The organism is Burkholderia sp. BCC0044, from assembly GCF_902832955.1.
GTDB lineage: Bacteria > Pseudomonadota > Gammaproteobacteria > Burkholderiales > Burkholderiaceae > Burkholderia.
The window spans coordinates 1653891-1675865 of record NZ_CADFDO010000002.1 but is presented as its reverse complement, the minus strand read 5'-3'; the positions used below and the strand labels follow the sequence as shown (position 1 = coordinate 1675865).

Sequence of the window (21975 nt, the reverse complement as noted above, 5' to 3'; positions counted from 1 at the left end):
CATGATCAACGCCCGTTCGTACGACCCGCTTCTGCTGGCGCAAGCGTGCACGCTTGGTACATCGACGCTGCACGAAGCGTCCGGTCTTGCTACTAGCTCGGTCGATCCCGCGATTCGCACAGTATGGCAGGGGGCCTCGATTGCCGGGCCTGCGTATCCGCTGGAATGTTCCCCGGGCGACAACCTGTCTATCCACATTGCGATGGAACAGGTGCCGAGGGGGAGTGTGCTCGTCGTATCGACCGGTGGCTTCTTGTCGGGCTACTGGGGCGAAGTGCTGACCGTGGCGGCCGAGGCTGCCGGTGTCGTCGGTCTGGTCATCGACGGAGGTGTGCGGGACATCGCGGCCCTGATCAACCGGCGGTTTCCCGTGTTCACCCGCGGTATCTGCATGCGCGGCACGATCAAGGCCAGTGCACCGTCGGTTGGGCAGCCGATCAGCTTTGCCGGCACGCCGGTGGCGCCTGGGGATCTGGTCATTGCTGACGATGACGGTGTCCTCGTGATCCCGGCGGCACACGTCGGAGAGACGCTGGCTCAGGGGCAGATCCGTGCCGAGAAGGAAGCAAAGATGATGGACGCGTTGCGTGAAGGGCGCAGCACGCTGGAGCTGATGGGGCTCACCAGCTGGAGGGCCGCGCAATGACCGTACCAGCAGAAGTTCTGAATCGCTTCCTGGCCGAAGCCCGTCCGTCGGCCACGTATAAGGTGATGGATCGCGTGGCCGCACGGCGCGCCAGTGGTGCGGCGGTGATCTCGCTGAGCGCCGGCGAGCCGGATTTCGATACTCCGGAACACATTCGCGAAGCTGGCATCGCGGCGATCCGGGCAGGTCATACGCGCTACACGCAGGTCGCGGGGCTGCGCGCGCTGCGTGAGGCTATCGCCGCGAAGTTCGAGCGCGAGAACGGTCTGAACGTCGACTGGCGCGACACGCTCGTGTGCAATGGTGGCAAGCAAGTGATCTTCAATGCATTGGCCGCCACGCTTAACGAGGGCGACGAGGTTGTGGTGCCGGCGCCGTATTGGGTCAGCTACCCTGAAATCGTACAGCTCTGCGGCGCGATGTCTGTGATCGTTCCATGCGGGGCAGAAAGCGGTTTCAAACTTACGGCCGACGCGTTGCAAGCGGCGATCACGCCGCGCACGCGCTGGCTGATTCTGAATTCGCCGTCGAACCCGACAGGTGCGGTCTACAGCCGCGCGGAACTGCAGGCGTTGGCGGAGGTGCTGCTCGCGCACCCGAGGGTGCTGGTGCTCTCAGATGACATTTACGAGCATTTGATCTTCGACGGCATCGAGTTTTTTACGCTCGCCCAAGTCGAGCCGCGTCTACGCGACCGCGTGCTGACGATGAACGGCGTATCCAAAGCGTATGCGATGACGGGCTGGCGTATCGGCTTCGGCACGGGTCCCGGCTGGTTGATCGAAGCGATGGAGAAGCTGCAAGGGCAGCAGACGTCGGGTGCATCAACTATTTCGCAGCATGCCGCGGTCGCCGCATTGACGGGACCGCAAGACTTCATCCAACACTCGCGCATCGCATTCCAGCGCCGGCGTGAACTGGTCATTGAACAGCTCGCCCAAGCGCCGGGTCTGCGTTGCGCGGTACCACAGGGCGCGTTCTACGTGTTTGCGTCATGTGAAGGCCTGATCGGCAAGACGACGCGTGCGGGGGTACATCTCGACAGCGACGAGGCGGTGGTCAACGCGCTGCTCGACGAGGCCGGTGTCGCCACCGTGCATGGCAGCGCGTTCGGTCTTGGGCCTTACATTCGCATCGCATACGCCCTCGACGACAAGTCCCTGGCGCGCGCTTGCGCGGCCATTCAGGATTTCTGCACGACGCTTGCGGATTGAACGTAGTCGCGTGCGCGGGCTCGTTACCTTCGGTGAATCGAGGCCGCGCCGCGGCGATATTAGTGCAAGGTGATTTAGATGACTCGTGAATTTACCCGGTCGCAGTTCCGGTTTAACGTCGACGGCACGGCGCTGGACGTTTCGGCCATTCATCGTGACGGCGAAAAAGCGCCGATCGTGTTCCTGCACGGCTTCGGTTCCACGAAAGAGGACTACGCAGATATCGTGCGTCATGCCGCATTTGACGGGCATCCGTTTATTGCATATGACGCACCGGGGTGCGGCGAGACCCGTTGTGCCGATCTGTCGCAGATCAATATCCCGTTTCTTGTGAAGACTGCCAGAGCTGTTCTGGACCATATCGGTTTCGATCGCTTTCATCTGATCGGGCATTCGATGGGCGGTTTGACCTCATTGATGTTCGCACACCAGCAGCCCGAGCGTGTTCTAAGCTTTGTCGATATTGAAGGAAACATCGCTCCGGAAGACTGCTTTCTCAGCCGACAGATCGTCGACCATGCACGGGACGACGCCCAACGGTTTTTTGACGACTTCATTGAACGCACGCTGCATGCGCCTGCTTATGCAAGCGCCCTATATTCGGCGAGTCTGCGCCACAAGGTTCGCGCCGAAGCCGTCGGCGGTATTTTTCGATCGATGGTCGATCTGTCGGATAACGGCGATCTTATGACGAAGTTCCTCGGTCTGCCGATGCCTCGGATGTTTATGTATGGCGAGCAGAATGCATCCCTTTCCTATCTGAAGCACATCCAGGAGAACGGGGTTGAACTGGCCGAAATACCAGATTGCGGACATTTTCCGATGTATTCCAATCCGGTGTTGATGTGGGAGGCGATTGCAGCGTTTCAAAAGCGATCAAGCTGACATGGCGGCTTGAAGAAAAGACGTCGGACCAGAGGCTGACGGCGGAGACAATGATGAATTCAAAGAGAAAAGAAGGTGTAGTAGTTGGGCAAGGGGAGGGAGCCAGCCGCAAAGCTTGGCTCGAGTCTCACGAGTCCGGATATCACCAGACCCTGGGTAATCGACAGGTGCAGATGATTGCGATCGGTGGAGCGATCGGCACCGGCCTTTTTCTGGGTGCGGGCGCGCGCCTGCAAGCGGCTGGCCCCTCGCTGGCGATCGTTTATCTTGTGTGCGGCGGATTTTCGTTTCTCATTCTTCGCGCCCTCGGCGAGCTGGTGATGCATCGGCCAAGCAGCGGCAGCTTCGTATCGTACGCACGCGAATTCCTGGGTGAGAAGGCATCATTCGTCGCTGGCTGGATGTACTTTCTGAACTGGGCGATGACAGGCATTGTCGACATCACCGCGGTCGCGCTGTACATGCACTACTGGGGTGCGTTCGCAGCTGTTCCGCAGTGGGCGTTCGCGTTGATTGCGCTATTCATCGTCGCGGCGATGAACTTGATTGGCGTGAAATGGTTTGCCGAGATGGAGTTCTGGTTCGCCTTGGTCAAGGTTGCGGCGATCGTGATTTTCTTGATCGTCGGGACCGCGATCCTCGGCGGCGGGGGGGAGGTAGCGGGCAGCGCGACGGGTATGCATCTGATTGCTGATAACGGCGGCCTTTTCCCGCACGGAATGATGCCGGCGTTGGTGTTAGTGCAGGGAGTTGTATTTGCATTTGCTGGTGTCGAGCTGGTGGGAACTGCTGCAGGCGAGTGCAAGGATGCACGAAGCGTGCTGCCGCGTGCAATCAACAGTGTGATTTGGCGGATAGCGCTGTTCTATGTTGCGTCGATTGTATTGCTCGTATGCCTTCTGCCTTGGAGCGCGTACAAGGCAGGACAGAGCCCGTTCGTTACTTTCTTCAGCGCGCTCGGCATTTCCGGCGTGGGTTCAGTGATGAATATCGTTGTGCTGTCGGCCGCACTGTCGAGCCTCAACTCCGGGTTGTATTCGACCGGCCGTGTGTTGCGCTCGCTGTCAATGGGCGGGTCCGCGCCGAAATTTCTAGCGCGAATGAGCACGCAATCGGTGCCATATGCCGGGATTCTCGTAACGGTCGCAATATATCTCGTCGGTGTCATGCTGAACTATCTAGTGCCGACCAGCGTGTTCGAGATAGTTCTCAACGTTGCATCGATCGGCATCATCAGCACGTGGGGATTCATCGTTGTATGCCAGATGAGGTTCCGCGCAGCAGTCGCGCGCGGCGATGCGGAGGATGTTCCGTTCAAGATGCCGGGGGCGCCCGTCACGTCATGGCTCACATTGCTGTTCCTGGTCGGTGTGCTCGTACTGATGGCGTTCGATTATCCGGGGGGCACGTGGACCGTCGCGTCTATTCCGGTTCTTGCATTGCTTCTCGTCGTTGGTTGGATGTGGATGAGCAGGCGTACGCACCGAGGCGTACTGACGCACTCAATGTCGTCGGCCGTGCTTACGGAGAACGGGCTGGAGAGCGAAAAATACTGAAAGACGTGCGCGATACCGGTCGCGTTTGCGAGTCAGTATCGTCAAAAAATAGAACAATTCCAAAGCTGTTCTAGAAGATTACCGCCGTGTTTCAAGTGTACTGACTCATCCTGAGAGCGCAGCGGTTGTATGGTGCAGCCGCGTTATTTTAACTGTATGTAAGTCGACAAATCTCGATCGACCGTTCACTCGCGCTTGGCAATGAGACGGTGTTCGGTACAGTCAGAGATGACTTTACCTTGGAGACTAATGGTGGAGACCACGATGAATTTCACGACGAAAAAGCACGCGCTCCTCGCGGCCGCTGCGATGTTCTGCGCGACGATTGCAACACAGGCTGAGGCCGATCAAATTGTCAAAATCGGCCATGTCGCGCCGCTGACCGGCCAGATCGCCCACCTCGGGAAGGACAACGAGAACGGCGCGAGACTTGCTGTCGAGGAGATTAACAAGAAGGGGCTCGTTATTGGCGGTCAGAAGATTACGGTGATGCTCGATGCACAGGACGATGCGGCCGACCCGCGCCAGGCGACCCAGGTCGCTCAAAAGTTGGTCGATGACCACGTCGTCGCGGTAGTTGGGCATCTGAACTCGGGTACCTCGATTCCGGCATCAAAAATCTACAGCGATGCCGGCATCGTGCAGATATCGCCCTCGTCAACCAATCCGATCTTGACGCAGCAAGGCTTCAAGACGACGTACCGAATGGTCGCGACAGACGCGCAACAGGGGCCGGCGCTTGCCAACTACGCGGTGAAGAATCTGAAGGTCAAGTCGGTGGCCATCGTCGACGATGCGACCGCGTATGGCCAAGGGCTCGCGAACGAGTTCGAGAAGACTGCGAAGGCGCTCGGCGTAAAGGTCGTATCGCACGATGCGACGAACGACAAGGCGGTGGATTTCCGTGCGATTTTGACGAAGATCAAGGGTGAAAATCCGGACGTGATCATGTACGGCGGCATGGACGCGACGGGTGGTCCGTTCGCGAAGCAGTCGAAACAACTGGGGCTGCGCGCGAAAGTACTCGCCGGCGACGGTCTGTGCACCGAAAACCTGGCGGATCTGGCCGGCTCTGCAACCGACAACGTGATCTGCTCGCAAGCGGGGCTGGCACTCGAGAAAATGGCAGCGGGCAAGGAATTCCAGCAGAAATACGAAGCGCGCTTCCATCAGCCAATTCTGATCTACGCACCTTTCACCTATGACGCCGTGTACATCATTGTCGATGCGATGAAGCGCGCGAATTCGACCGATCCGGCGAAGATTCTGCGAGAAATGCCGAGGACAGATTACACCGGGGTGATCGGGGAAACGACGTTCGACTCGAAGGGCGACCTCAAGCACAGCGTGATTTCGCTTTACGACTATAAGGCAGGCAAGAAGATGCTGCTTGACGTTGTGAAGATGTAGTTTGGTGGGCGAGCTAGCGCGCTGAGACGGGTCGCCTCTAGGCGGCCTGTCATCAAGTACTTCGCTATTTCAACGGTCTAGCGTGGGATCGCTCAGTCATATGCACTCTGCCCGCTGCGCTTCAGCTGGCCGACGGGAACCTGTCTGTAGTGGTCTAATGAATCCGGACACTGATTTAGGCGAGAATGTCCGCCATGAAGAGGTGTCACCCATGGACGACCAGATTCGGATAGCCTTCCGCCTGCGTGGCGTACGGCTTGTCGTAATGGATGCGGTGTCCGTTGAAAGTCAGCGCGGAGTAACGGAACATCAACACTTCCGTCGGGACGATTTCCCTTTTCCACGAGGCGTTATCGGGCGCAGCGGTGGGTGCGGGCGCCGGTGCACCGCGAACGGCTGGCTCGCGATAGACGATGTCGTGTTCTTCGTCGATGGCGAGTTTGTGCGCGCGCCGGATCTGATAGCTGACGGTGACGAAGCTCAGTCTTCCGCTTCGGCCTTCCTTTTCGCTGACCTTCAGAACCTTCGACTCGCGGCTGATTTCGCTACCGACTATGAGCGAGACAGAAAACGCAAACGGCCGCCTGCCCACATGCGTCGTGGCAGCCCGAGATCAGGGAGGAAGCCGCCTTTTTGCGGATGCCCGTCTTCTGCAATGAGGTGCTGAGGCACGGTCGGCCTGAAAAAGATCCAGTGCCAGAGATGGGGGAGCGCTTCGCCGACTTGGGGAGGCGTCTCGTGGCCCAGTGTCGCGCTCAGGGCGGCTGCAGATGTCTGAGTGAGGATATCGCTGGCGTTTTCCCTACGCTCGCCGACTCCCGTGTCCTGGTCGTTCATGCGTGTCTCCGACGCGGCCTGGGCCGGCGGATTCGTTTTCGATACGGAGACTCTATGTGAACGTTCTGACGCGCGGAAATAACAGTTTCAAGTCGCGGTCATAAGTCAAACCTATTGCGGCTCGTCTTCCTTTTTTTGCGCATTTTCTTGGGGAGCGTAAGCCGGTCGAGCGGAAAGGCGTGCCTCGTCGGTTAGCAATTGTGCGGTCGTCCAGATACCGCGTCGCACCGCGTCCGAAATCTGCGCAACGAGCACATCGACGACACAGCGCACAGCCACGGGGATACGTCGATTTTGCGGCAATGCAAGCACGATCTTGCGCTGCAGACCGGCATCGACGAGGGGCGCCGCACGGAGCGCGCCCCGTGCGACATCATCCGGGATGGCAATGCCCGGCAGGATCGTGATGCCGACTCCGCCTAAGACGAGGCTTTTCTGGACGCTCATCGCGTTTGTCTCGGCCGCCACGTTCAACCCGATTCCTGCGCTGATGCACGCCTCCTGTACGAGCGTGCGGATGCCATGCGGCGCGTTAGGCAGGATCATTGGCAAGTGTGCGACCTGCGTGAGATGCACAGGAGAGCCCGAGCTGTACCCGGCATCCGGACGTGCGACGACCCACAGCTTCTCTTCGACGAGCGGCGTAACCTGGAGTATCGGAGACGGTTTGGGATCGTAGAGTAGTGCGGCATCCACCTCGCCGATTTCCAGCCAATTTTGCAGATGACCCGTGTACCCCATCGAAACCCGGATGCGTACGGCGGGAAATTGATATGCGACGGAAGTCACCAGTTCGCTTACAAGCAGGTCGCATGTGCTGGGCAACAGGCCGACCGTCACGGTGCCGCTCACGCCGCGCGAAGGCTGCATTTCGGATTTCGCGCGATCGAGTTCGGCCAGCGCGCGCCGCGGGTGTTCGACAAAGATTTCGCCAGCTTCCGTGAGATCCATGCCGTAGCGGCCGCGCGAAAAAAGCGGCGTGCCGATGTCCTCCTCGAGGAGTCGTAGTTGCCGGGAAACGGCCGGCTGCACGATGTGCAGCAATGCGGCCGCCCGCGTGACGCTTCCCGTCTCGGCGCCGGCGAGCAATGCTCGAAGCTGCTTGATATCCATGAAAACCCCGCCCAATACCAAAACCGTATAGAGGAATCAAATAATTCTATTTCTGGGGTTATCACAAAGCAAACTATGATTCCTGCACCAAATCGTTGCGTCCATGGAGACGAATTTATGAGTACGTCAGTTCAGGCGCCAGCCTGGCAGCAGGCCATTTTCGAGGTGCTAAAGGAAGGTGGCGTCAAACAGGTCGCCTATGTGCCGGATGCGGGCCATTCGCATGTGATCCGGAGCGTGATTGCCGACCCGGACATCGAGGACGTGGTGTTGACCACGGAAGAGGAAGGTGTGGCCGTCACCAGCGGCGCGTGGCTCGGCGGTCAGCGCGCCGTCCTGCTGATGCAGAGCAGTGGCGTCGGCAACTGCGTGAACATGTTTTCGCTGCTGCAAAGCTGCCGCTTTCCGTTCTTCACGCTAGTCACGATGCGCGGCGAGTACGCCGAATTCAATCCGTGGCAGGGACCGATGGGCAAGCAGACGCAGGCGGCGCTCGAACTGATGGGTATCACCGTGCTGCGTGCGGACGACCCCGATCAGGTGGGCGAAATCGTCAGCGCGGGGTTTGATGCCGCCTTCGAAGCGGGTGAACAGGTCGCGGTACTGCTGTCGCAAAGCCTTATCGGCCGCAAGAAATGGGAGAGAAAGTAATGTCCAAGCCATCTAACGCTGTCGATCGCCGCCAGTTCGTTGCGAGCCTGCTCGAGTCCGTGCCCGAAGCGCTCGTCGTGACGGGACTCGGTTCGGCCTCGTACGATGTGTTCGCCGCGGGCGATCATGACAGGAATTTCTATCTCTGGGGTGCCATGGGGGGCGCCGCGTCGCTGGGTCTCGGTCTTGCACTGGCGCAGCCCGACAAGCCTGTCGTGGTCGTGACGGGCGATGGCGAGCAGCTGATGGGTATCGGCAGCCTCGGGACGGTCGGCGTGAAGCAGCCGAAGAACCTGACCATCGTGGTTCTCGATAACGGCCATTTCGGCGAGACGGGGATGCAGCGCAGCCACACGAGTCTTGGCACGGACCTCGTCGCGGTCGCAAAAGGATTCGGCATTCAGGACGCGTTTGTCGTCGATCGCCTCGATGGCGTCGCGGCTGTGGTCGAGCGCGTACGCGCAAAGAACGGTACCACGCTCGCGCAGGTTTTCATCGCTGCAAACGAACCGCCGCGCGCGCTTCCTCCGCGCGACGGGGTCTTCGTCAAGAACCGCTTCCGCGCATCACTCGGTTACGCACCGTTCTGACATCGCGTATCTCAGGCAAACAGGCGTGGGTTGCACGTGCTCATCGCGTGGCGTTGCGCGCTTGCCTGACATCGCAGGTCGATATGCCTGAAACACTGGGAAGAGAATCTGATGGAACGCTATCGTCACTACATCGACGCAGAGCGCTGCGAACCGGCTTCCGGTGAGTGGTTCGAAAGTGAAAGCCCGTTTACCGGGCAGCCGTGGGCGGAGGTCGCTCGCGGCAACGCCGCCGACGTCGACCGGGCGGTCAACGCCGCTCACCGCGCGTTCACCTCGGGAAACTGGCCTGCGCTCGGCGCGAGCGCGCGGGGCCTGCTGCTGCACCGGCTAGGCGATCGGCTGGCCGAAGAGGCTGCGCGGCTGGCCGGGATCGAGGTGCGCGACAACGGCAAGCTGTACTCCGAAATGCACGCGCAGCTCAACTACCTGCCGCAGTGGTTCTACTACTACGGCGGTCTTGCGGACAAGGTGCAGGGGAGCGTCATCCCTCTCGACAAGTGACCCTAGCCCACAAAACTGTCCCATTTGGAAGTGGAAAATGCCGGCATGACGTTGTCATCGAGACCAGGAGGTCATGCCGTGAAGAAGAGCAAGTTCACCGAGGAACAGATCGCCTACGCGTTGAAGCAGGCCGAGCTGGGCACGCCGGTCGCGGAGGTGTGCCGCAAGATGGGGATCAGCGACGCGACGTTCTACAATTGGCGGACGAAATACGGCGGGCTGTCGCCCTCGGAACTGCGCCGGCTGAAGCAGCTTGAGGAGGAGAACGCGAAGCTCAAGCGGCTCGTAGCCGATCTGTCGCTGGACAAGGCCATGCTGCAGGATGTGCTGTCAAAAAAACTCTGAAGCCTTCTCGGCGCCGTGAGCTTGTCACGGACTTGATGCAGCGTTTCGGCGCAAGCCAGCGGCAGACCTGCGCGTTGTTGCAGCTGTCCCGCACGGTCTACCGCTACGAGTCGGTCGCGCGGGATCAAAGCGCCCTGGAAATGCGCATCAAGGAGATCACGGAAGTGCGAGTGCATTACGGTGCGCCTCGCGTGTACGTGATGCTTCGCCGGGAAGGCTGGAGAGACAACCACAAGAGAGTAGAACGCGTGTATCGCGAACTGGGTCTTTCGCTGCGCCACAAGCGACCCCGACGAAACAAGTCGGCTCGGCGACGACAGCCAAAGCAGTCGGTAAGCGCAATCAACGAAATCTGGAGTATGGACTTCGTCGCTGACGCGCTGTTTGATGGTCGGCGCTTGCGCACGCTCACGATCGTGGACAACTACACGCGAGAATGCCTGGCGATTGAAGTCGACGGCTCGTTGCGGGGCGAGCACGTTGTCGCCGCGCTGACTCGGCTCGCGCATCATCGTCCGCTTCCCCGCTATATCAAGGCAGACAATGGCAGCGAGTTCATTTCGAAGGCGCTCGACAAATGGGCGTACGAGAATGGCGTGGAGATTGACTTCTCGCGTCCTGGCAAGCCGACCGACAATGCGAAGAATGAATCCTTCAACGGACGCTTTCGGGAGGAGTGCCTCAACGCACACTGGTTCTTGTCGCTTGAAGACGCCAGACGCAAAATCGAAGTCTGGCGCGAGTACTATAACGAGGCGCGCCCTCACTCTGCGCTGCAGTGGATGACACCGGCGGAATTCGCCCGCCAGTGCACCGATCGGGCCGGTTCGGCCCACCCCGAAGAGCCGGAATTTTCCAACTAAGACTGGGACGGAAATTGGGCTAGCCTCAAGAGCCGGAATTTTCCAACTAAGACTGGGACGGAAATTGGGCTAGCCTCATACGATAGCTCGAAGCGCGTCGCGCTGTTGTGCGACAGCGGCTGCGCTGGCGCGCACGAGGAGGAGGTCGCGCTGGCCGACACGCTCGGCGCGGCAAGGAGCATGTCGAATGGAACAATCTGTTCGATGTCGGTATGACGGGCCTGATCGGCTTCAGCTCCGGCTATCATGCGCTGAAATCCTGCGACACGCTGGTGATGCTCGGCACCTATTTCCCGTATCGCAAGCGGGCCGGAGGTGAAATAGCGGTTGCGTTCGGTAGATGGTAAGCGGCCAGCCAACCCGTCTTGACGAGCGAGTTTAGGTGGCGGCCGAGAGTGGCTGCCAGCGATGCGGCAGCAGCGCGTCGATGTCGTTGGCCTTGTGGGTCGGCAAGCGCGTCAGCACGTCCTTCAGATAGGCGAGTGGTTCGAGCCCGTTCAGTTGTGCCGAGCGGATCAAGCTCATGATGGCGGCCGCGCGCTGACCCGCACGCAGTGATCCGGCGAACAACCAATTGGACCGGCCGACTGCCCACGGACGGATCTGGTTTTCGACCCAGTTGTTGTCGATCGGAACATTCCCGTCATCGAGATAGCGCGTGAGTGCGCCCCATCGTTTCAGGCTGTAGTCCAACGCCTTCGCAATCGCCGAGCCCTCCGCAACGAGTTTGCGCTGCGCCATCAGCCACTCATAGAGGGCGTCGCACACCGGCTTGGCCCGACGCTGTCGAAGCCGCTGCCGTTCGTCGGCATCCAGTGCTGCGGCCTCGCGTTCGATGTCGTAGAGCGCGGTAAAGAACGGCAGGGCCTGCCCCGCAACCTGGCTGCTGTGGTTGGCATGCAATTCAAAGAACTTGCGTCGGGCATGGGCCGCGCATCCGATCTCGGTGATGCCGTGCTGGAACGAGGCTTTGTACCCGCTGTAGTCGTCGCATACCAGCTTGCCGTGCCAGCCCTTCAGGAACGTGCGAGCGTGCGCGCCGGCGCGGCTCTCGGCGAAGTCGTAGACCACCGCGCGCAGTTCGCTGAACTGAGTCGACGTATACGCCCACAGGTATGCCCGGTGCGTTTTGCCCTTGCCGGGACTGAGCATTTGCACCGGCGTCTCGTCGGCGTGCAACACCGCCTGTTGCAGGATGGCCTGGCCGAGTGCGTCGACCAACGGCTGCAATTGCACGCCACACCGGCCCACCCAGGCACCCAGCGTGGATCTCGGGATGGCCAGTCCCGCACGACCAAAGATCTGTTCCTGGCGATACAGGGGCAAGTGGTCGCCGTACTTGGCGACCAGCACCTGCGCGAGCAACCCGGCGGTGGGCATGCCCTTGTCGATCACATGCGGTGGAACCGGCGCTTGGATCAGCGTCTCGCACGTCTTGCACACCCACTTGCCGCGGATGTGCCGTTCCACCGTAAACACGCCCGGCGTGTAGTCCAGCTTCTCGCTCACGTCCTCGCCGATCCGTATGCGTTCGCAACCGCACTGGCACGTTGTGCTGTCCGGTTCGTGATGGACGTCGGTGCGTGGCAGTTGCGGCGGCAGCGGTGCCCGTTTCGGCTGCTCGCGTTGCCGTTCAGCTCGCGTCGGCTCGAGTTGCTCGAGCTCCATCTCGATGGCAACCAAGTCGCCATCGATCGCCTCGTCGAGCAGGTTCATCTGCTCGCTGTTGAGCTGTTCGCTGCGCCGGCCGAACTGCTGGCGCTTGAGGATCGAGACCTCGTGGGTGAGTTGATCGATACGGGTCTGCCGGAAGCGTAGCTCGCGGTCTCGTTCACTCGCTTCCCGCTCCTTCTCCTTGACCTCGGCAATCAGTTGCGCGGCAAGGGCGCGCAACTGTTCCGGGTTGAGTGCGTCGAGGTCCGCGGGGTTCATGCAGGCCAGTCTGCCAGAACCCTGCCGACGGAGGAAGCGCGACTGTTTACCTCCCCGCCGGATTTAGACGACGCGGATCACGCCATCCTCGCCGATGCGTTGCCAGGGCAAGCCCAGCACCAGGCCGGCCAGTTGTTCGTGCGTCAAGACACGCTGCTGCGGTTCGCTGCCGATGTGCGGCCACGCGAACTGCCCTTGATTCAGGCGTCGCGCGGCCAGCCAGATGCCGATCCCGTCGTGAATCAGGACCTTCATGCGGTTGGCGCGCCGATTGGCGAACAGATAGGCATGGTGTGGGCGCGCAGCGCCGAACACCTTGACCACACGCGCCAGGGCCGTGTCGAAACCGGCCCGCATGTCCAGTGGATCGACCGCCAGCCAGATCTCGTCGACACGGATCACCGCAGCCACTCGCGCAGCCAGACGGCACACTGGGTTGCCTCGGATACCGGCCAACTCACCGTGATCGACTGATCTCCTCGGCGCATCTCAATGCGGATCTCCGGCGAATGCGGACTCGACGCTCCCAATGCCACCGGCACAAAGGCTGGCAGCGACGGTGGCGTGGCCGGCGGACGGCCCAGCGGTCTCTTGGGAAGTCGGCCTTCCGCCTGATCGATCCAGCGCCGCAGCAGATTCGCGTTGAGCCTGTGTTCCAGAGCGACCGCCGCAACCGATACGCCGATTCCCTGGCAGGCCGCTACCACCTGCGCCTTGAACTCCTCGCTATAGCGTTGCCGACGACGACGCTCCGGGAGTGATTCCGATTCGAAAGTGTTCACGTGTCCGCTTATTCGTTAAGTGGACACGATACTCCCAAGCGCCTCGACCAAACTCAAGACGGGTTAGCTGGCCGCTTACGGTAGATGCGAACCTGGTTGTATTGGGGATAGCACTCTCAGAATATTGGATGAGGCTGCAATTTCGTGCCATCCGTGATCCGGCTATAACGAAATGGACTCAAATCGATAGAAGAACGGTTGCCGAGTACCAGCGCCGCGATCGCGCTCCCGGCTCCTGGACCGACGCCAAACCCGTGACCACTGAATCCGGATGCGACGACAAGACCCGGTACGGAGTCAACCGCCGAAATCACGGGTACCGCATCTGGCATTGAGTCGATCACACCGCCCCAAGTCCTTTCAATAGTGAGATGCGCCAACGCGGGGTAGGCCCTCTTGACTTCCTCAAGCGCGCTGTTAAGTAATGCGAGATCCGGAGCAGGATCTAGCACGCGCTTGGATTCAAACGGCGATATGCTTTTTGACATGTACGCGTGTTCCATCCTCCACTGCCTCCAGAATTCTGTCGAGAGGCGCAGCTTGACTGCCTTTCTTCTCAACAGATACGTCGGAAAGAATCTGAAGGCGTTGCGAATCATCGATGGAGTGATATCGACCGTTCCTCGTCCGCTTTTCGCCACGACGAGTCCTGAATCTTCTCCGCTGCGTACCGAGACAGCAGGCATTGCAAGGCAGCTGTCGATGGAAACGTCCGTGGCCCGTGTCTTTGCAACCGATGCGTTCACGTAAGCCTGGGGGAATGAAACGCCAAGCTTACGTAGAAAGAGCGCCGTCCATGCACCCGCAGCGACAACGACGGAAGTGCATCCAATGAAGCCTTTTTCGGTTTGAACGCCGCTGATGCGGCCGTTCGTTCTTTCAACGTCTCTTACTGCACATGACTCGACCACTGTTGCACCGAGTTCTCTCGCTGCCTGAGCCAAAAAAGGCGCAACCCGAGAAGGCTCTGCACGACCGTCGGAGTCCGTCGTAAGGCCCGCGATCCATTTAATGCTCGAGTTACCCGGCGCCACACGTTGCGCTTCTTCTGCGCTGAGCATTCTGCTGGCGATTCCTTTCGGGCGCGCTTCTTTCATCCATTCGACCCAAGTAGCGGCTTCGGCCTCGCTGTCCGTGAGGAACGTTACGCCACACTGTTTGAATCCGATATCTTTTCGGAGCTTCTCCGAAAGGCTGGGCCATATCTGCAAACTCAGGCGGGCCAGTTCGAGCTCCTTGGGATCACGACCTTGTTGTCGGCACCAGCCCCAGTTTCTACTGGACTGTTCTGCGCCGATCAATCCTTTTTCCAGCAGGACGACCTTTACGCCACGTGATGCGAGCTCCCAGGCTGCACTTGCGCCGATGATGCCAGCACCAATTATGACAACGTCAGCTTTCACCGGAAGCGGGTCGTTGGCGTGAATTCGCTCGAGCGGTTGTCTGATTGTTGGCGTTGGTTTGGCGATCATGGGAAAAATCCTCGTTTAATAGATACAGGCCGATGCGATGCATGAACGGCATACAGCCTTTTCTCCATTACCTGCTTCCAGCACTCAGTCTTTGGTTACCCAAATTTTGCGGGTCGTCTCGATGACCCGCCATGTTCCCTCGAAGCCTGGCTTCATCACAAAGGTATCGCCCGCTTTCACAACGATGGGTGCTTGCCCATCTTCGGTGATTTCAGAAACACCGGAGAGGATGACGCAAAGTTCCCAGGTCGACCCTTTGATCGAGCGATAGGCACCGGGCGTAACTTCCCAAACGCCCGTGCGGACATCGCCGGTATTCGCCTGGTCGATATCCCATGTTGAGAATACTTGCGAGCCTTCGATTGCGCGCTCAGGAAGAGGAGCCCCGATGCGAGGCGTGCCGAGATTTTCAAAGTCGAAGCGGATGAATGACGACATATCAGTAGATCAGGAGGTCAACGATTGCAGGATGGCAATGCGGGAAGTTTATGAGCGTCAATTTTCCGGACGACAGCGAAAACGGAGGTTCAATCACTCAAAAGCTGCGTTTTCTGTGATATCACGCAGGATCTCTGCTTGATATCGGGATTCCGGTAGGCGTTTCGCACGCTTAGCCGACGCTGGTCAGCATAGGCATGGAACAGCGCACCAGATACTGCGAGAGCCGGCTATCTGTGACCCTTATATTCAGTTGGCTGCATCGTTCCGAGTTGAGTCGGCATCCACGCTGATGCCTGACATGCCACACACCCGCACCTCGCCCTGCTCGCGAACGGGGGACAGGGCACAAGCCTGAGTTGCCCGCTCCTTGGCTGCGCGTCGAAAAACATCGATTTGCTCGATAAATTTGCAGAAAAACTGCGCCAAGAATTCATTCAACGTTTCTTTTCGAAAATATTGCGTGAATAAAATTTTCACGTCGAAACGAAACGAGGTGAATCGTGGTTGCAAATCTTGCGTGTGCAGCGCTTGACTGCACTGAGGTACATCGGCTTTTTGCGTGCTCGGCCCTAGGAATCGAGTTGCTGCCGACAGAACCCGATGCAAGACACAGCCTGCCTTCGGACGAGGCGGAGCTGGTTCGAGACCCCGCTACGGGTAAATGTCTGGCCCGGGTCACTTATCACGGTCAAGACGCGATGCGTGCAGCGATCGATGAGGCTGATCGTGCGTTTACCGCTTGGCGGAGTCGTCTGGCGGAGGAGCGCCGCACGTTGCTGCGCGCATGGGCGGAGGCCATTCGTCGCGAGAGTCGGGTATTGGCGCAGGTCCTTAGCGCGGAGCAGGGAAAACCGCTAGCCGAAGCTGTAGGCGAGATTGCCTACGGTGTCGCATTCATCGATTGGTTTGCAGACGAGGCGATCCGGATCTGCGGTCAATCGATGACGGCCCATAAGCCGTCGAGCCTTGGATGGGTTTCGAAGCAGCCAGTCGGCATCACGGTCGCGATCACGCCGTGGAATTTCCCAATGGCGATGATTGCGCGCAAGGCGGCAGCGGCATTGGCGGCCGGTTGCCCGGTCATCGTCAAACCCGCACCGGAAACGCCGCTGTCTGCCTTTGCGCTCTACGCGCTGGCCAAAGACGCTGGCTTTCCCGATGGTGTTTTTCAAGTTCTCCACGGCGACGGTGAGCAATTTGCCGATGTCATCTCGGCGGACTGCCGCGTGCGCGCAGTGAGCTTCACCGGTTCGACTGCGATCGGAAAAAAGCTTTATGCGCAGTCCGGCGCAACAGTGAAAAAGATTTCGATGGAACTGGGCGGACATGCGCCGGCCATCGTTTTCGACGACGTCGATCTCGATGCCGCCGTCGATAGCTGCATGTCAGCCAAATTCGCAACGTCGGGTCAGGACTGTCTCGCGGCAAATCGCATCTATGTCCAACGTGGCATCTACGACGCATTCTGCGACCGGTTCGCGAGGCGAGTCAGTGCATTAAAGGTAGGCCCGGGTCTTTCTCCCGACACCGATATCGGCCCCATGACCAAGCAGACTGTCGCGGACAAGTGCAGGTCGCATATCGATGACGCGGTTCATCAGGGGGCGCGTGTTCTGGCAGGAGGCAGTTCGGGCATCTGCGGCAAGTTTGTCACGCCCACTGCCTTGTGCGATGTCTCCGACGACATGCTGATTGCGCGCGAAGAGACGTTTGGACCCGTTGCGGCCATCCTGCCGTTCAACGATGAGGCGGAAGTCGTCCGGCGCGCGAATGCGTCGGAAATGGGCCTCGCCGCATATGTCTTTACTGCCGACCTGAACCGCGCGCTTCGTTGTTCTTCAGCGCTGGAGTACGGAATGGTCGCCGTGAATACGGCTTCGTTCACTGGGCCGCCCGTCCCCTTCGGTGGATGGAAAGAATCTGGCCTTGGCCGTGAAGGCTCTACGTTTGGGATCGATGAATTCCTCGAGCCGAAATACGTTTGCTTTGGTGATCTCGCACGTGTCTGAAGTGGCCGGCTGCCGACAGTAAAGCTTTGATAGACCCATTACGAAAGGACTATTGTGGAAAATATCGATCAGATTGCTGAGATGGATCGACGCTCAGTGCTGCACCCGTTCACCTATCTCAAGGACTACGCGACGGGTGCGAGTGATCCGGTTATCGTCGAGACGGGGAATGGTGTGCGCATCAAGGACGCAACTGGTCGCGAGTATATCGACGGCTTTGCTGGGCTTTATTGCGTCAACATCGGATACGGACGAACCGAAGTGGCGGAGGCCATCGCACGTCAGGCGTATAAGCTCGCGTACTACCATAGCTATGCGTCGCATACGACGGAGCAACTGGCGAAGCTTTCGGACCGTCTCGTGAAGATGGCTCCAGGGAAGATGTCGAAGGTGTTCTATGGACTGTCTGGATCGGATGCCAACGAAACACAGGCAAAACTCGTGTGGTACTACAACAATCTACGCGGCCGGCCGACGAAGAAGAAAATCATCGCTCGCGAACGGGGATATCACGGTTGTTCGGTCGTATCGGGGTCGATGACCGGATTGAGTTTCTATCATGACCACATGGATCTTCCCACTTCGCGCATCCTTCACACGGGTGTTCCGCACCATTACTGGGGGGCGGAGCAGGGGGAAAGCGAGGCGGCCTTCGTGGCACGCCGGGCCGCCGAACTGGAGGCGATGATTCTGCGTGAAGACCCGGAAACGGTGGGTGCATTCATCGGCGAGCCCGTGCTTGGCACGGGGGGCATCATACCTGCCCCCGATGGCTATTGGCCGGCTATTCAGGCAGTGCTGAAGAAGTACGACGTGCTCTTGATTGCAGACGAAGTCGTCACCGGTTTTGGGCGCACCGGACAAATGTTCGGTTCGACGCTTTATGGCATCGAGCCGGATCTGATCACGGTGGCAAAAGGGCTAACTTCAGCCTATGCCCCGTTGTCGGCGAGCATTGTGAGCGAGAAGGTGTATGCAGTCATGGAAGGTGCGACGTCGAGCGTTGGCAGCTTCTCGCATGGCTACACCTATTCGGGCCATCCAATCAGCGTGGCTGCCGCAAACGCTGTTCTCGACATTGTCGAGGCCGAAAACATTCCCGCGAAGGCGGCATCCAACGGCGCCTACATGCTCGATCGCTTCAAGGATCGATTTGGCGATTTGCCGTTCGTGGGCGAAGTGCGAGGCGTCGGTATGCTGGCCGCGATCGAGTTCGTTTCTGATCCAGAAAAGAAGCTGCGTTTCGATCCGGCCTTGAAAGTCGGTGCACGCATTTCGCAGGCAGCGCGCGATCGCGGACTGATTGCGCGCGCAATGCCTCACGGCGATATTCTCGGTTTTGCGCCGCCGCTGACGATGACCCGAAGCGAAATCGACGAGATGGTCGACATCACCGGGAGGGCTATCGATCAAGTCACGCGCGAGCTGAGCAAATCAAGCTGACTTTGATAAGTCGCGGGATCAGATTGGAAATTTACCTGACCCAGGATTCGTTCCATCAACGTGACCTTGAACATGACAGCCACTCCTATTCTCGAAATCCACGATCTGAAAAAACGCTTCGCAGCAGATCTGGTTCTGAACGGTATCAATCTAAAGGTGAAGCAGGGCGAAGTCATTTCTCTGATCGGATCGTCTGGGTCGGGTAAAAGCACACTGCTTCGCTGCATCAATTTTCTCGAGATGCCGACTTCCGGATCGATTAGTTTGCGCGGCCAGACCGTCAAGATGGAGGCCGACCGTAAAGGCGTTTTCAGATCGGTCAATTCAGCGGCGATTCCCGAGTTCAGGAAACAGATCGGTATGGTCTTCCAGAACTTCAATCTCTGGCCACATCGAACCGTGATTCAGAACGTGACCGAAGCGCTGAGATTTGTCAAAAAAATGAGCTGCGGCGAAGCGGAGGTGATTGCCATGGAAATGTTGGCAAAGGTCGGGATGGCAGAAAAGCGCAACGCCTACCCATCCCAGCTTTCGGGCGGGCAACAGCAGCGCGTCGCCATCGCTCGATCCTTGGCAATGAAGCCGGGTGTCGTGCTCTTCGACGAACCGACTTCCGCTCTCGATCCGGAACTGGTGGGCGAGGTCCTCAAGGTCATTCGCAAGCTTGCGGATGAAGGCAATACGATTCTGCTGGTCACCCATGAAATGCGCTTTGCCCGTGAAGTATCGTCCCGAGTGATTTTTCTGCATCAGGGGAAGATTGAGGAAGACGATACGCCGGAGGCGATCTTCACCTCTGCAAAATCTGGTCGAGTGCGTAATTTTTTGTCGCAACACTAGCCGCTAATCTGATTGGCCTGGTGAATATTAAAACGTTGATCACTGTTTGGAGAAAACTGTATGAAATGGTCTTTTCTCTCGCTCCTTATGGGCGCCGCAGTATTGGTCTCGACTTATGCCCCTGCTCAGGCAGCTACCTTGTCAGTCGGGACAGAGGGCGACGCACCTCCCTTCAGCATGGCTGATGCCAGTGGTAACGTAACCGGTTATGACGCCGACGTCGCGAGTGCGATCTGCACTGAATTGAAAATGCAGTGCAAATTCGTTGTCCAGTCCTTCAATACGCTGATTCCCTCGCTTTCGGCGGGTGAATTCGACGTGGTCATCTCAGGGTTGGGAATAACGGACGCGCGCAAGAAGCAGATCGACTTTTCGATTCCCTATGCGGGCGTCACGAAGTACTTCGCGGTCAAAAAGGGTTCGCCCCTCCTGCAGGCAACGTCGCTCGACGCGATAGGAAAAGCGCTCGACGGAAAATCCGTGGGCGTCGTCAATGGCACGACCTACGCGAAGTATGTGGCTAAACACTTCGCCAATGCCGACATCAAATCCTACGACTCGGTGAATCAGATGGTAAGCGACCTGAAAAGCGGCAGGCTCTATGCAGCGTTCAGTGATTCCCCGACGTGGGCCGACGTGATGAAGACTCCGAGCGGCGCGGCGATTACGCGTGTCCCTGTTGCTGTCAGGCAGAAAGAAGATCCTGAAATTCTCGGCACGGGGATGGGTGTTGGAATCCGGAAGGGCAATGCTGAGTTCAAGAAGCGCGTGGACACTGCGCTGTGCACGTTGATCAAGGATGGCACGATGAAGAAAATCAGCATCAAATGGTTTCAGGAAGATTACACGATCCCGTGTGCGCCTTGACGTTTAAAGCAAACCGGACTCGCGGGTGTGATCTATTGGTTCCGCCTGCATACGATCAATAAAAGTTTGGACGTGACCCGCCGCGATGCTGATCGAAACCCTAAAGTTGCTGACTCAACAAGGCTGGCTGACATCGATTCTCAAGGGCAGTATTGTCACCATCCTTCTTGGACTACTGGGCATGCTGATCGGCATCGCCATAGCGGTACCACTCGCAATTGCCCGATGGCGAAGGATTCCGATTCTGTCTCCTGGGGTCGATGCTTTCACTGGAGTGATTCGCAGCATTCCAGGGCTACTGGTAATTTATTTACTGTTTTTCGGTTCGGTTGAAACAGTAGATCGAATTGGCGCCTTTTTTGGCTTTCGAGACGAATTGCGTTCAGCCTACAGCTTTATCATGGGAACACTGTCGATTGCTGCGATTTCAGCCGCCTATTCGATCGAGGTACTGCGAGGAGCGCTGCAGGCAATTGCACCCGGGGCTATCGAGGCAGCGCGAGCGCTCGGCTTTTCTCGCCTGACGACCTATCGGCGTGTGATCGCACCACTCATGTTCCGTTATGCACTGAGCGGCCTGAACAATGTTTGGCAGATGACCATAAAGGACACGTCTCTGGTTTCTGTCGTGGGTTTGCAGGAGCTCATGCGGATCTCGGCGATTGCAGCGGGTATTACGCACAGTCCGCTCTTGTTTTACATGATCGCCGGCTTTGTTTTCCTGTTCATTACCTGGACGAGCCAACGAGCGTTCGCTTTTCTCGAGCGAAGCCTGAACCGTGGATTTGTAGGAGGTAGGTGATGGATGAACTGATTGCCATGTCCTTGCCCTTGCTGTTTCAGGGAGCAAAGGTCACCTTGATGATTGGCCTGGCTGGCGTCGTTGCCGGCTTTCCCCTCGGGGTGCTGCTTGCGCTTTTGCGGATCGGTCCTCGGCGCATGCTTGCGGCATTGGGCGACGCATACAGCGCATTTTTTCGCGGCACGCCGATGCTCGTCCAGATCTTTATCATCTACTATGGCTTCGGTCAGGTGCAGTTCGTGCAAGATACGACTGTCCTGTGGTGGCTATTCGGTGACAGCCTGCACTGCGCGATGATGACAGTGCTTCTGAATACCGTGGCATATACCTCGGAGATTTTCCGCGGTGCATTTCTCGCGGTGCCCAAGGGGGCAATGGAAGCCGCCCTCGCATCCGGCATGTCGCCTGGCACTGTCTTGCGTCGGATCATGTATCCGCTTGCGCTACGCCAGGCGCTTCCGGCATACGGCAATGAGGTGGCCATTGTGATCAAGGAGTCCAGTCTGGCGTCGACCATTACAGTACTGGAAATCACGGGGCAGGCGAAACGCCTGATGAGCGAGACCTTCGCCATTATCGAAATCTTCGCGATAGCCTCGGCGTTGTACCTGCTGATTAATTTTTTCGCGCTGCTTGCGGTACGACTTGTCGAGCGACAGCTTTCAAACAGCGATGCAACGGCGCACCGACCCGCAATAATTTGAGCGCGAAGTCAGTTCGCGACGTGGCGTGGCAGGCGCCTCAGCAATCTGGAACGCTGGGGAGCGCTTCGC

The 21975-nt window shown here is 58.6% G+C and carries 24 protein-coding genes and 1 pseudogene; 16 read left to right on the top strand and 9 right to left on the bottom strand.

Going from position 1 to position 21975, the window contains the following annotated elements; all coding sequences use genetic code 11:
- Position 1: 1 nt before the first annotated feature.
- From HWX14_RS15940 to HWX14_RS15920, 5 genes are all read left to right on the top strand, one after another.
- Positions 2-646, top strand: a complete 645-nt coding sequence (locus HWX14_RS15940) for a dimethylmenaquinone methyltransferase (RefSeq protein ID WP_151062536.1) — start codon at positions 2-4, stop codon at positions 644-646.
- The gene (locus HWX14_RS15935; protein WP_151062537.1) at positions 643-1860 is read left to right on the top strand and encodes a pyridoxal phosphate-dependent aminotransferase; all 1218 of its coding nucleotides are present in this window, start codon (positions 643-645) and stop codon (positions 1858-1860) included. Before HWX14_RS15940 ends, HWX14_RS15935 begins: the two co-directional genes overlap by 4 nt.
- A 78-nt stretch (positions 1861-1938) precedes the next feature.
- The gene (locus tag HWX14_RS15930; RefSeq protein WP_151062538.1) at positions 1939-2745 is read left to right on the top strand and encodes an alpha/beta hydrolase; all 807 of its coding nucleotides are present in this window, start codon (positions 1939-1941) and stop codon (positions 2743-2745) included.
- Positions 2746-2798: 53 nt separating this feature from the next.
- Positions 2799-4301 carry an L-asparagine permease gene (gene ansP, locus HWX14_RS15925; RefSeq protein WP_151062705.1) on the top strand — a complete coding sequence of 501 codons (1503 nt, stop codon included), beginning with the start codon at positions 2799-2801 and terminating at the stop codon, positions 4299-4301.
- Positions 4302-4565: 264 nt separating this feature from the next.
- Complete coding sequence (locus tag HWX14_RS15920) at positions 4566-5711, top strand: branched-chain amino acid ABC transporter substrate-binding protein (RefSeq protein ID WP_151062539.1); 1146 nt, start codon at positions 4566-4568, stop codon at positions 5709-5711.
- Positions 5712-5916: 205 nt separating this feature from the next.
- On the opposite strand, the gene HWX14_RS36520 is transcribed toward HWX14_RS15920, so the two are convergent.
- From HWX14_RS36520 to HWX14_RS15910, 3 genes are all read right to left on the bottom strand, one after another.
- A complete protein-coding gene (locus HWX14_RS36520) occupies positions 5917-6303 on the bottom strand; it encodes a hypothetical protein (protein ID WP_233629361.1) in 387 nt (128 codons plus the stop codon).
- Positions 6264-6548 (bottom strand): hypothetical protein, encoded by a 285-nt coding sequence (locus HWX14_RS36515; RefSeq protein ID WP_233629362.1) that lies wholly within the window; start codon positions 6546-6548, stop codon positions 6264-6266. The genes HWX14_RS36520 and HWX14_RS36515 overlap by 40 nt, the downstream gene beginning before the upstream one ends.
- Before the next feature lie 111 nt (positions 6549-6659).
- Entirely contained in the window at positions 6660-7661 is a 1002-nt protein-coding gene (locus tag HWX14_RS15910; protein WP_151062540.1) for a LysR family transcriptional regulator, read from the bottom strand.
- 117 nt (positions 7662-7778) lie between these two features.
- Here HWX14_RS15910 and HWX14_RS15905 point away from each other — a divergent pair, with 117 nt between their 5' ends.
- The 5 genes and pseudogenes from HWX14_RS15905 to HWX14_RS15885 all read left to right on the top strand — a co-directional run.
- Positions 7779-8312, top strand: a complete 534-nt coding sequence (locus HWX14_RS15905; protein WP_151062541.1) for a thiamine pyrophosphate-binding protein — start codon at positions 7779-7781, stop codon at positions 8310-8312.
- Positions 8312-8902: a thiamine pyrophosphate-dependent enzyme gene (locus HWX14_RS15900; RefSeq protein WP_151062542.1), complete on the top strand. Its 591-nt coding sequence runs from the start codon at positions 8312-8314 to the stop codon at positions 8900-8902. The genes HWX14_RS15905 and HWX14_RS15900 overlap by 1 nt, the downstream gene beginning before the upstream one ends.
- Before the next feature lie 111 nt (positions 8903-9013).
- On the top strand, positions 9014-9406 hold the full coding sequence (locus HWX14_RS15895; RefSeq protein WP_151062543.1) for an aldehyde dehydrogenase family protein: 393 nt from the start codon (positions 9014-9016) through the stop codon (positions 9404-9406).
- A 78-nt stretch (positions 9407-9484) separates the two neighbouring features.
- A protein-coding gene (locus HWX14_RS15890) for an IS3 family transposase (RefSeq protein WP_151062544.1) occupies positions 9485-10614 on the top strand; the annotation gives its coding sequence in 2 pieces (ribosomal slippage) (positions 9485-9746 and positions 9746-10614; 1131 coding nt in all).
- Positions 10615-10710: 96 nt separating this feature from the next.
- Positions 10711-10916, top strand: a pseudogene (locus HWX14_RS15885) (ubiquinone-dependent pyruvate dehydrogenase); the annotation flags it as partial.
- A 76-nt stretch (positions 10917-10992) separates the two neighbouring features.
- On the opposite strand, the gene HWX14_RS15880 reads toward HWX14_RS15885, so the two are convergent.
- The 6 genes from HWX14_RS15880 to HWX14_RS15855 form a co-directional block, all read right to left on the bottom strand.
- Positions 10993-12546 carry an IS66-like element ISBcen19 family transposase gene (locus tag HWX14_RS15880; RefSeq protein ID WP_012337402.1) on the bottom strand — a complete coding sequence of 518 codons (1554 nt, stop codon included), beginning with the start codon at positions 12544-12546 and terminating at the stop codon, positions 10993-10995.
- A gap of 63 nt (positions 12547-12609) precedes the next feature.
- A complete protein-coding gene (gene tnpB / locus HWX14_RS15875) occupies positions 12610-12948 on the bottom strand; it encodes an IS66 family insertion sequence element accessory protein TnpB (RefSeq protein ID WP_012337401.1) in 339 nt (112 codons plus the stop codon).
- Positions 12945-13328, bottom strand: coding sequence for a transposase (locus HWX14_RS15870; RefSeq protein ID WP_012337400.1), 384 nt, complete (start codon positions 13326-13328; stop codon positions 12945-12947). The genes tnpB and HWX14_RS15870 overlap by 4 nt, the downstream gene beginning before the upstream one ends.
- A gap of 116 nt (positions 13329-13444) precedes the next feature.
- Positions 13445-14800, bottom strand: coding sequence for an FAD-binding oxidoreductase (locus tag HWX14_RS15865; protein WP_151062547.1), 1356 nt, complete (start codon positions 14798-14800; stop codon positions 13445-13447).
- Between the two features lie 84 nt (positions 14801-14884).
- Positions 14885-15238 (bottom strand): cupin domain-containing protein, encoded by a 354-nt coding sequence (locus tag HWX14_RS15860; RefSeq protein WP_151062548.1) that lies wholly within the window; start codon positions 15236-15238, stop codon positions 14885-14887.
- 249 nt (positions 15239-15487) lie between these two features.
- A complete protein-coding gene (locus HWX14_RS15855) occupies positions 15488-15718 on the bottom strand; it encodes a hypothetical protein (protein WP_151062549.1) in 231 nt (76 codons plus the stop codon).
- Between the two features lie 104 nt (positions 15719-15822).
- On the opposite strand from HWX14_RS15855, the gene HWX14_RS15850 reads away from it, so the two are divergent.
- The 6 genes from HWX14_RS15850 (at position 15823) to HWX14_RS15825 (ending at position 21906) form a co-directional block, all read left to right on the top strand.
- Entirely contained in the window at positions 15823-17250 is a 1428-nt protein-coding gene (locus HWX14_RS15850; protein ID WP_208455057.1) for an NAD-dependent succinate-semialdehyde dehydrogenase, read from the top strand.
- Between the two features lie 51 nt (positions 17251-17301).
- Positions 17302-18693, top strand: coding sequence for an aminotransferase (locus HWX14_RS15845; RefSeq protein WP_212139451.1), 1392 nt, complete (start codon positions 17302-17304; stop codon positions 18691-18693).
- 72 nt (positions 18694-18765) lie between these two features.
- A complete protein-coding gene (locus HWX14_RS15840; RefSeq protein ID WP_151062551.1) occupies positions 18766-19533 on the top strand; it encodes an amino acid ABC transporter ATP-binding protein in 768 nt (255 codons plus the stop codon).
- Between the two features lie 60 nt (positions 19534-19593).
- Positions 19594-20400, top strand: coding sequence for a transporter substrate-binding domain-containing protein (locus HWX14_RS15835; RefSeq protein ID WP_151062552.1), 807 nt, complete (start codon positions 19594-19596; stop codon positions 20398-20400).
- Positions 20401-20485: 85 nt separating this feature from the next.
- The gene (locus HWX14_RS15830; protein WP_151062553.1) at positions 20486-21202 is read left to right on the top strand and encodes an ABC transporter permease subunit; all 717 of its coding nucleotides are present in this window, start codon (positions 20486-20488) and stop codon (positions 21200-21202) included.
- On the top strand, positions 21202-21906 hold the full coding sequence (locus tag HWX14_RS15825; RefSeq protein ID WP_151062554.1) for an ABC transporter permease subunit: 705 nt from the start codon (positions 21202-21204) through the stop codon (positions 21904-21906). Before HWX14_RS15830 ends, HWX14_RS15825 begins: the two co-directional genes overlap by 1 nt.
- Positions 21907-21975: the final 69 nt, after the last annotated feature.

Coding starts and splice junctions, on each gene's coding strand:
- HWX14_RS15940 (WP_151062536.1), top strand. CDS start 2: ATGATCAACGCCCGTTCGTACGACCCGCTTCTGCTGGCGCAAGCGTGC.
- HWX14_RS15935 (WP_151062537.1), top strand. CDS start 643: ATGACCGTACCAGCAGAAGTTCTGAATCGCTTCCTGGCCGAAGCCCGT.
- HWX14_RS15930 (WP_151062538.1), top strand. CDS start 1,939: ATGACTCGTGAATTTACCCGGTCGCAGTTCCGGTTTAACGTCGACGGC.
- ansP (WP_151062705.1), top strand. CDS start 2,799: ATGAATTCAAAGAGAAAAGAAGGTGTAGTAGTTGGGCAAGGGGAGGGA.
- HWX14_RS15920 (WP_151062539.1), top strand. CDS start 4,566: ATGAATTTCACGACGAAAAAGCACGCGCTCCTCGCGGCCGCTGCGATG.
- HWX14_RS36515 (WP_233629362.1), bottom strand. CDS start 6,548: ATGAACGACCAGGACACGGGAGTCGGCGAGCGTAGGGAAAACGCCAGC.
- HWX14_RS15910 (WP_151062540.1), bottom strand. CDS start 7,661: ATGGATATCAAGCAGCTTCGAGCATTGCTCGCCGGCGCCGAGACGGGA.
- HWX14_RS15905 (WP_151062541.1), top strand. CDS start 7,779: ATGAGTACGTCAGTTCAGGCGCCAGCCTGGCAGCAGGCCATTTTCGAG.
- HWX14_RS15900 (WP_151062542.1), top strand. CDS start 8,312: ATGTCCAAGCCATCTAACGCTGTCGATCGCCGCCAGTTCGTTGCGAGC.
- HWX14_RS15895 (WP_151062543.1), top strand. CDS start 9,014: ATGGAACGCTATCGTCACTACATCGACGCAGAGCGCTGCGAACCGGCT.
- HWX14_RS15880 (WP_012337402.1), bottom strand. CDS start 12,546: ATGAACCCCGCGGACCTCGACGCACTCAACCCGGAACAGTTGCGCGCC.
- HWX14_RS15865 (WP_151062547.1), bottom strand. CDS start 14,800: ATGATCGCCAAACCAACGCCAACAATCAGACAACCGCTCGAGCGAATT.
- HWX14_RS15860 (WP_151062548.1), bottom strand. CDS start 15,238: ATGTCGTCATTCATCCGCTTCGACTTTGAAAATCTCGGCACGCCTCGC.
- HWX14_RS15840 (WP_151062551.1), top strand. CDS start 18,766: ATGACAGCCACTCCTATTCTCGAAATCCACGATCTGAAAAAACGCTTC.
- HWX14_RS15835 (WP_151062552.1), top strand. CDS start 19,594: ATGAAATGGTCTTTTCTCTCGCTCCTTATGGGCGCCGCAGTATTGGTC.
- HWX14_RS15830 (WP_151062553.1), top strand. CDS start 20,486: ATGCTGATCGAAACCCTAAAGTTGCTGACTCAACAAGGCTGGCTGACA.
- HWX14_RS15825 (WP_151062554.1), top strand. CDS start 21,202: ATGGATGAACTGATTGCCATGTCCTTGCCCTTGCTGTTTCAGGGAGCA.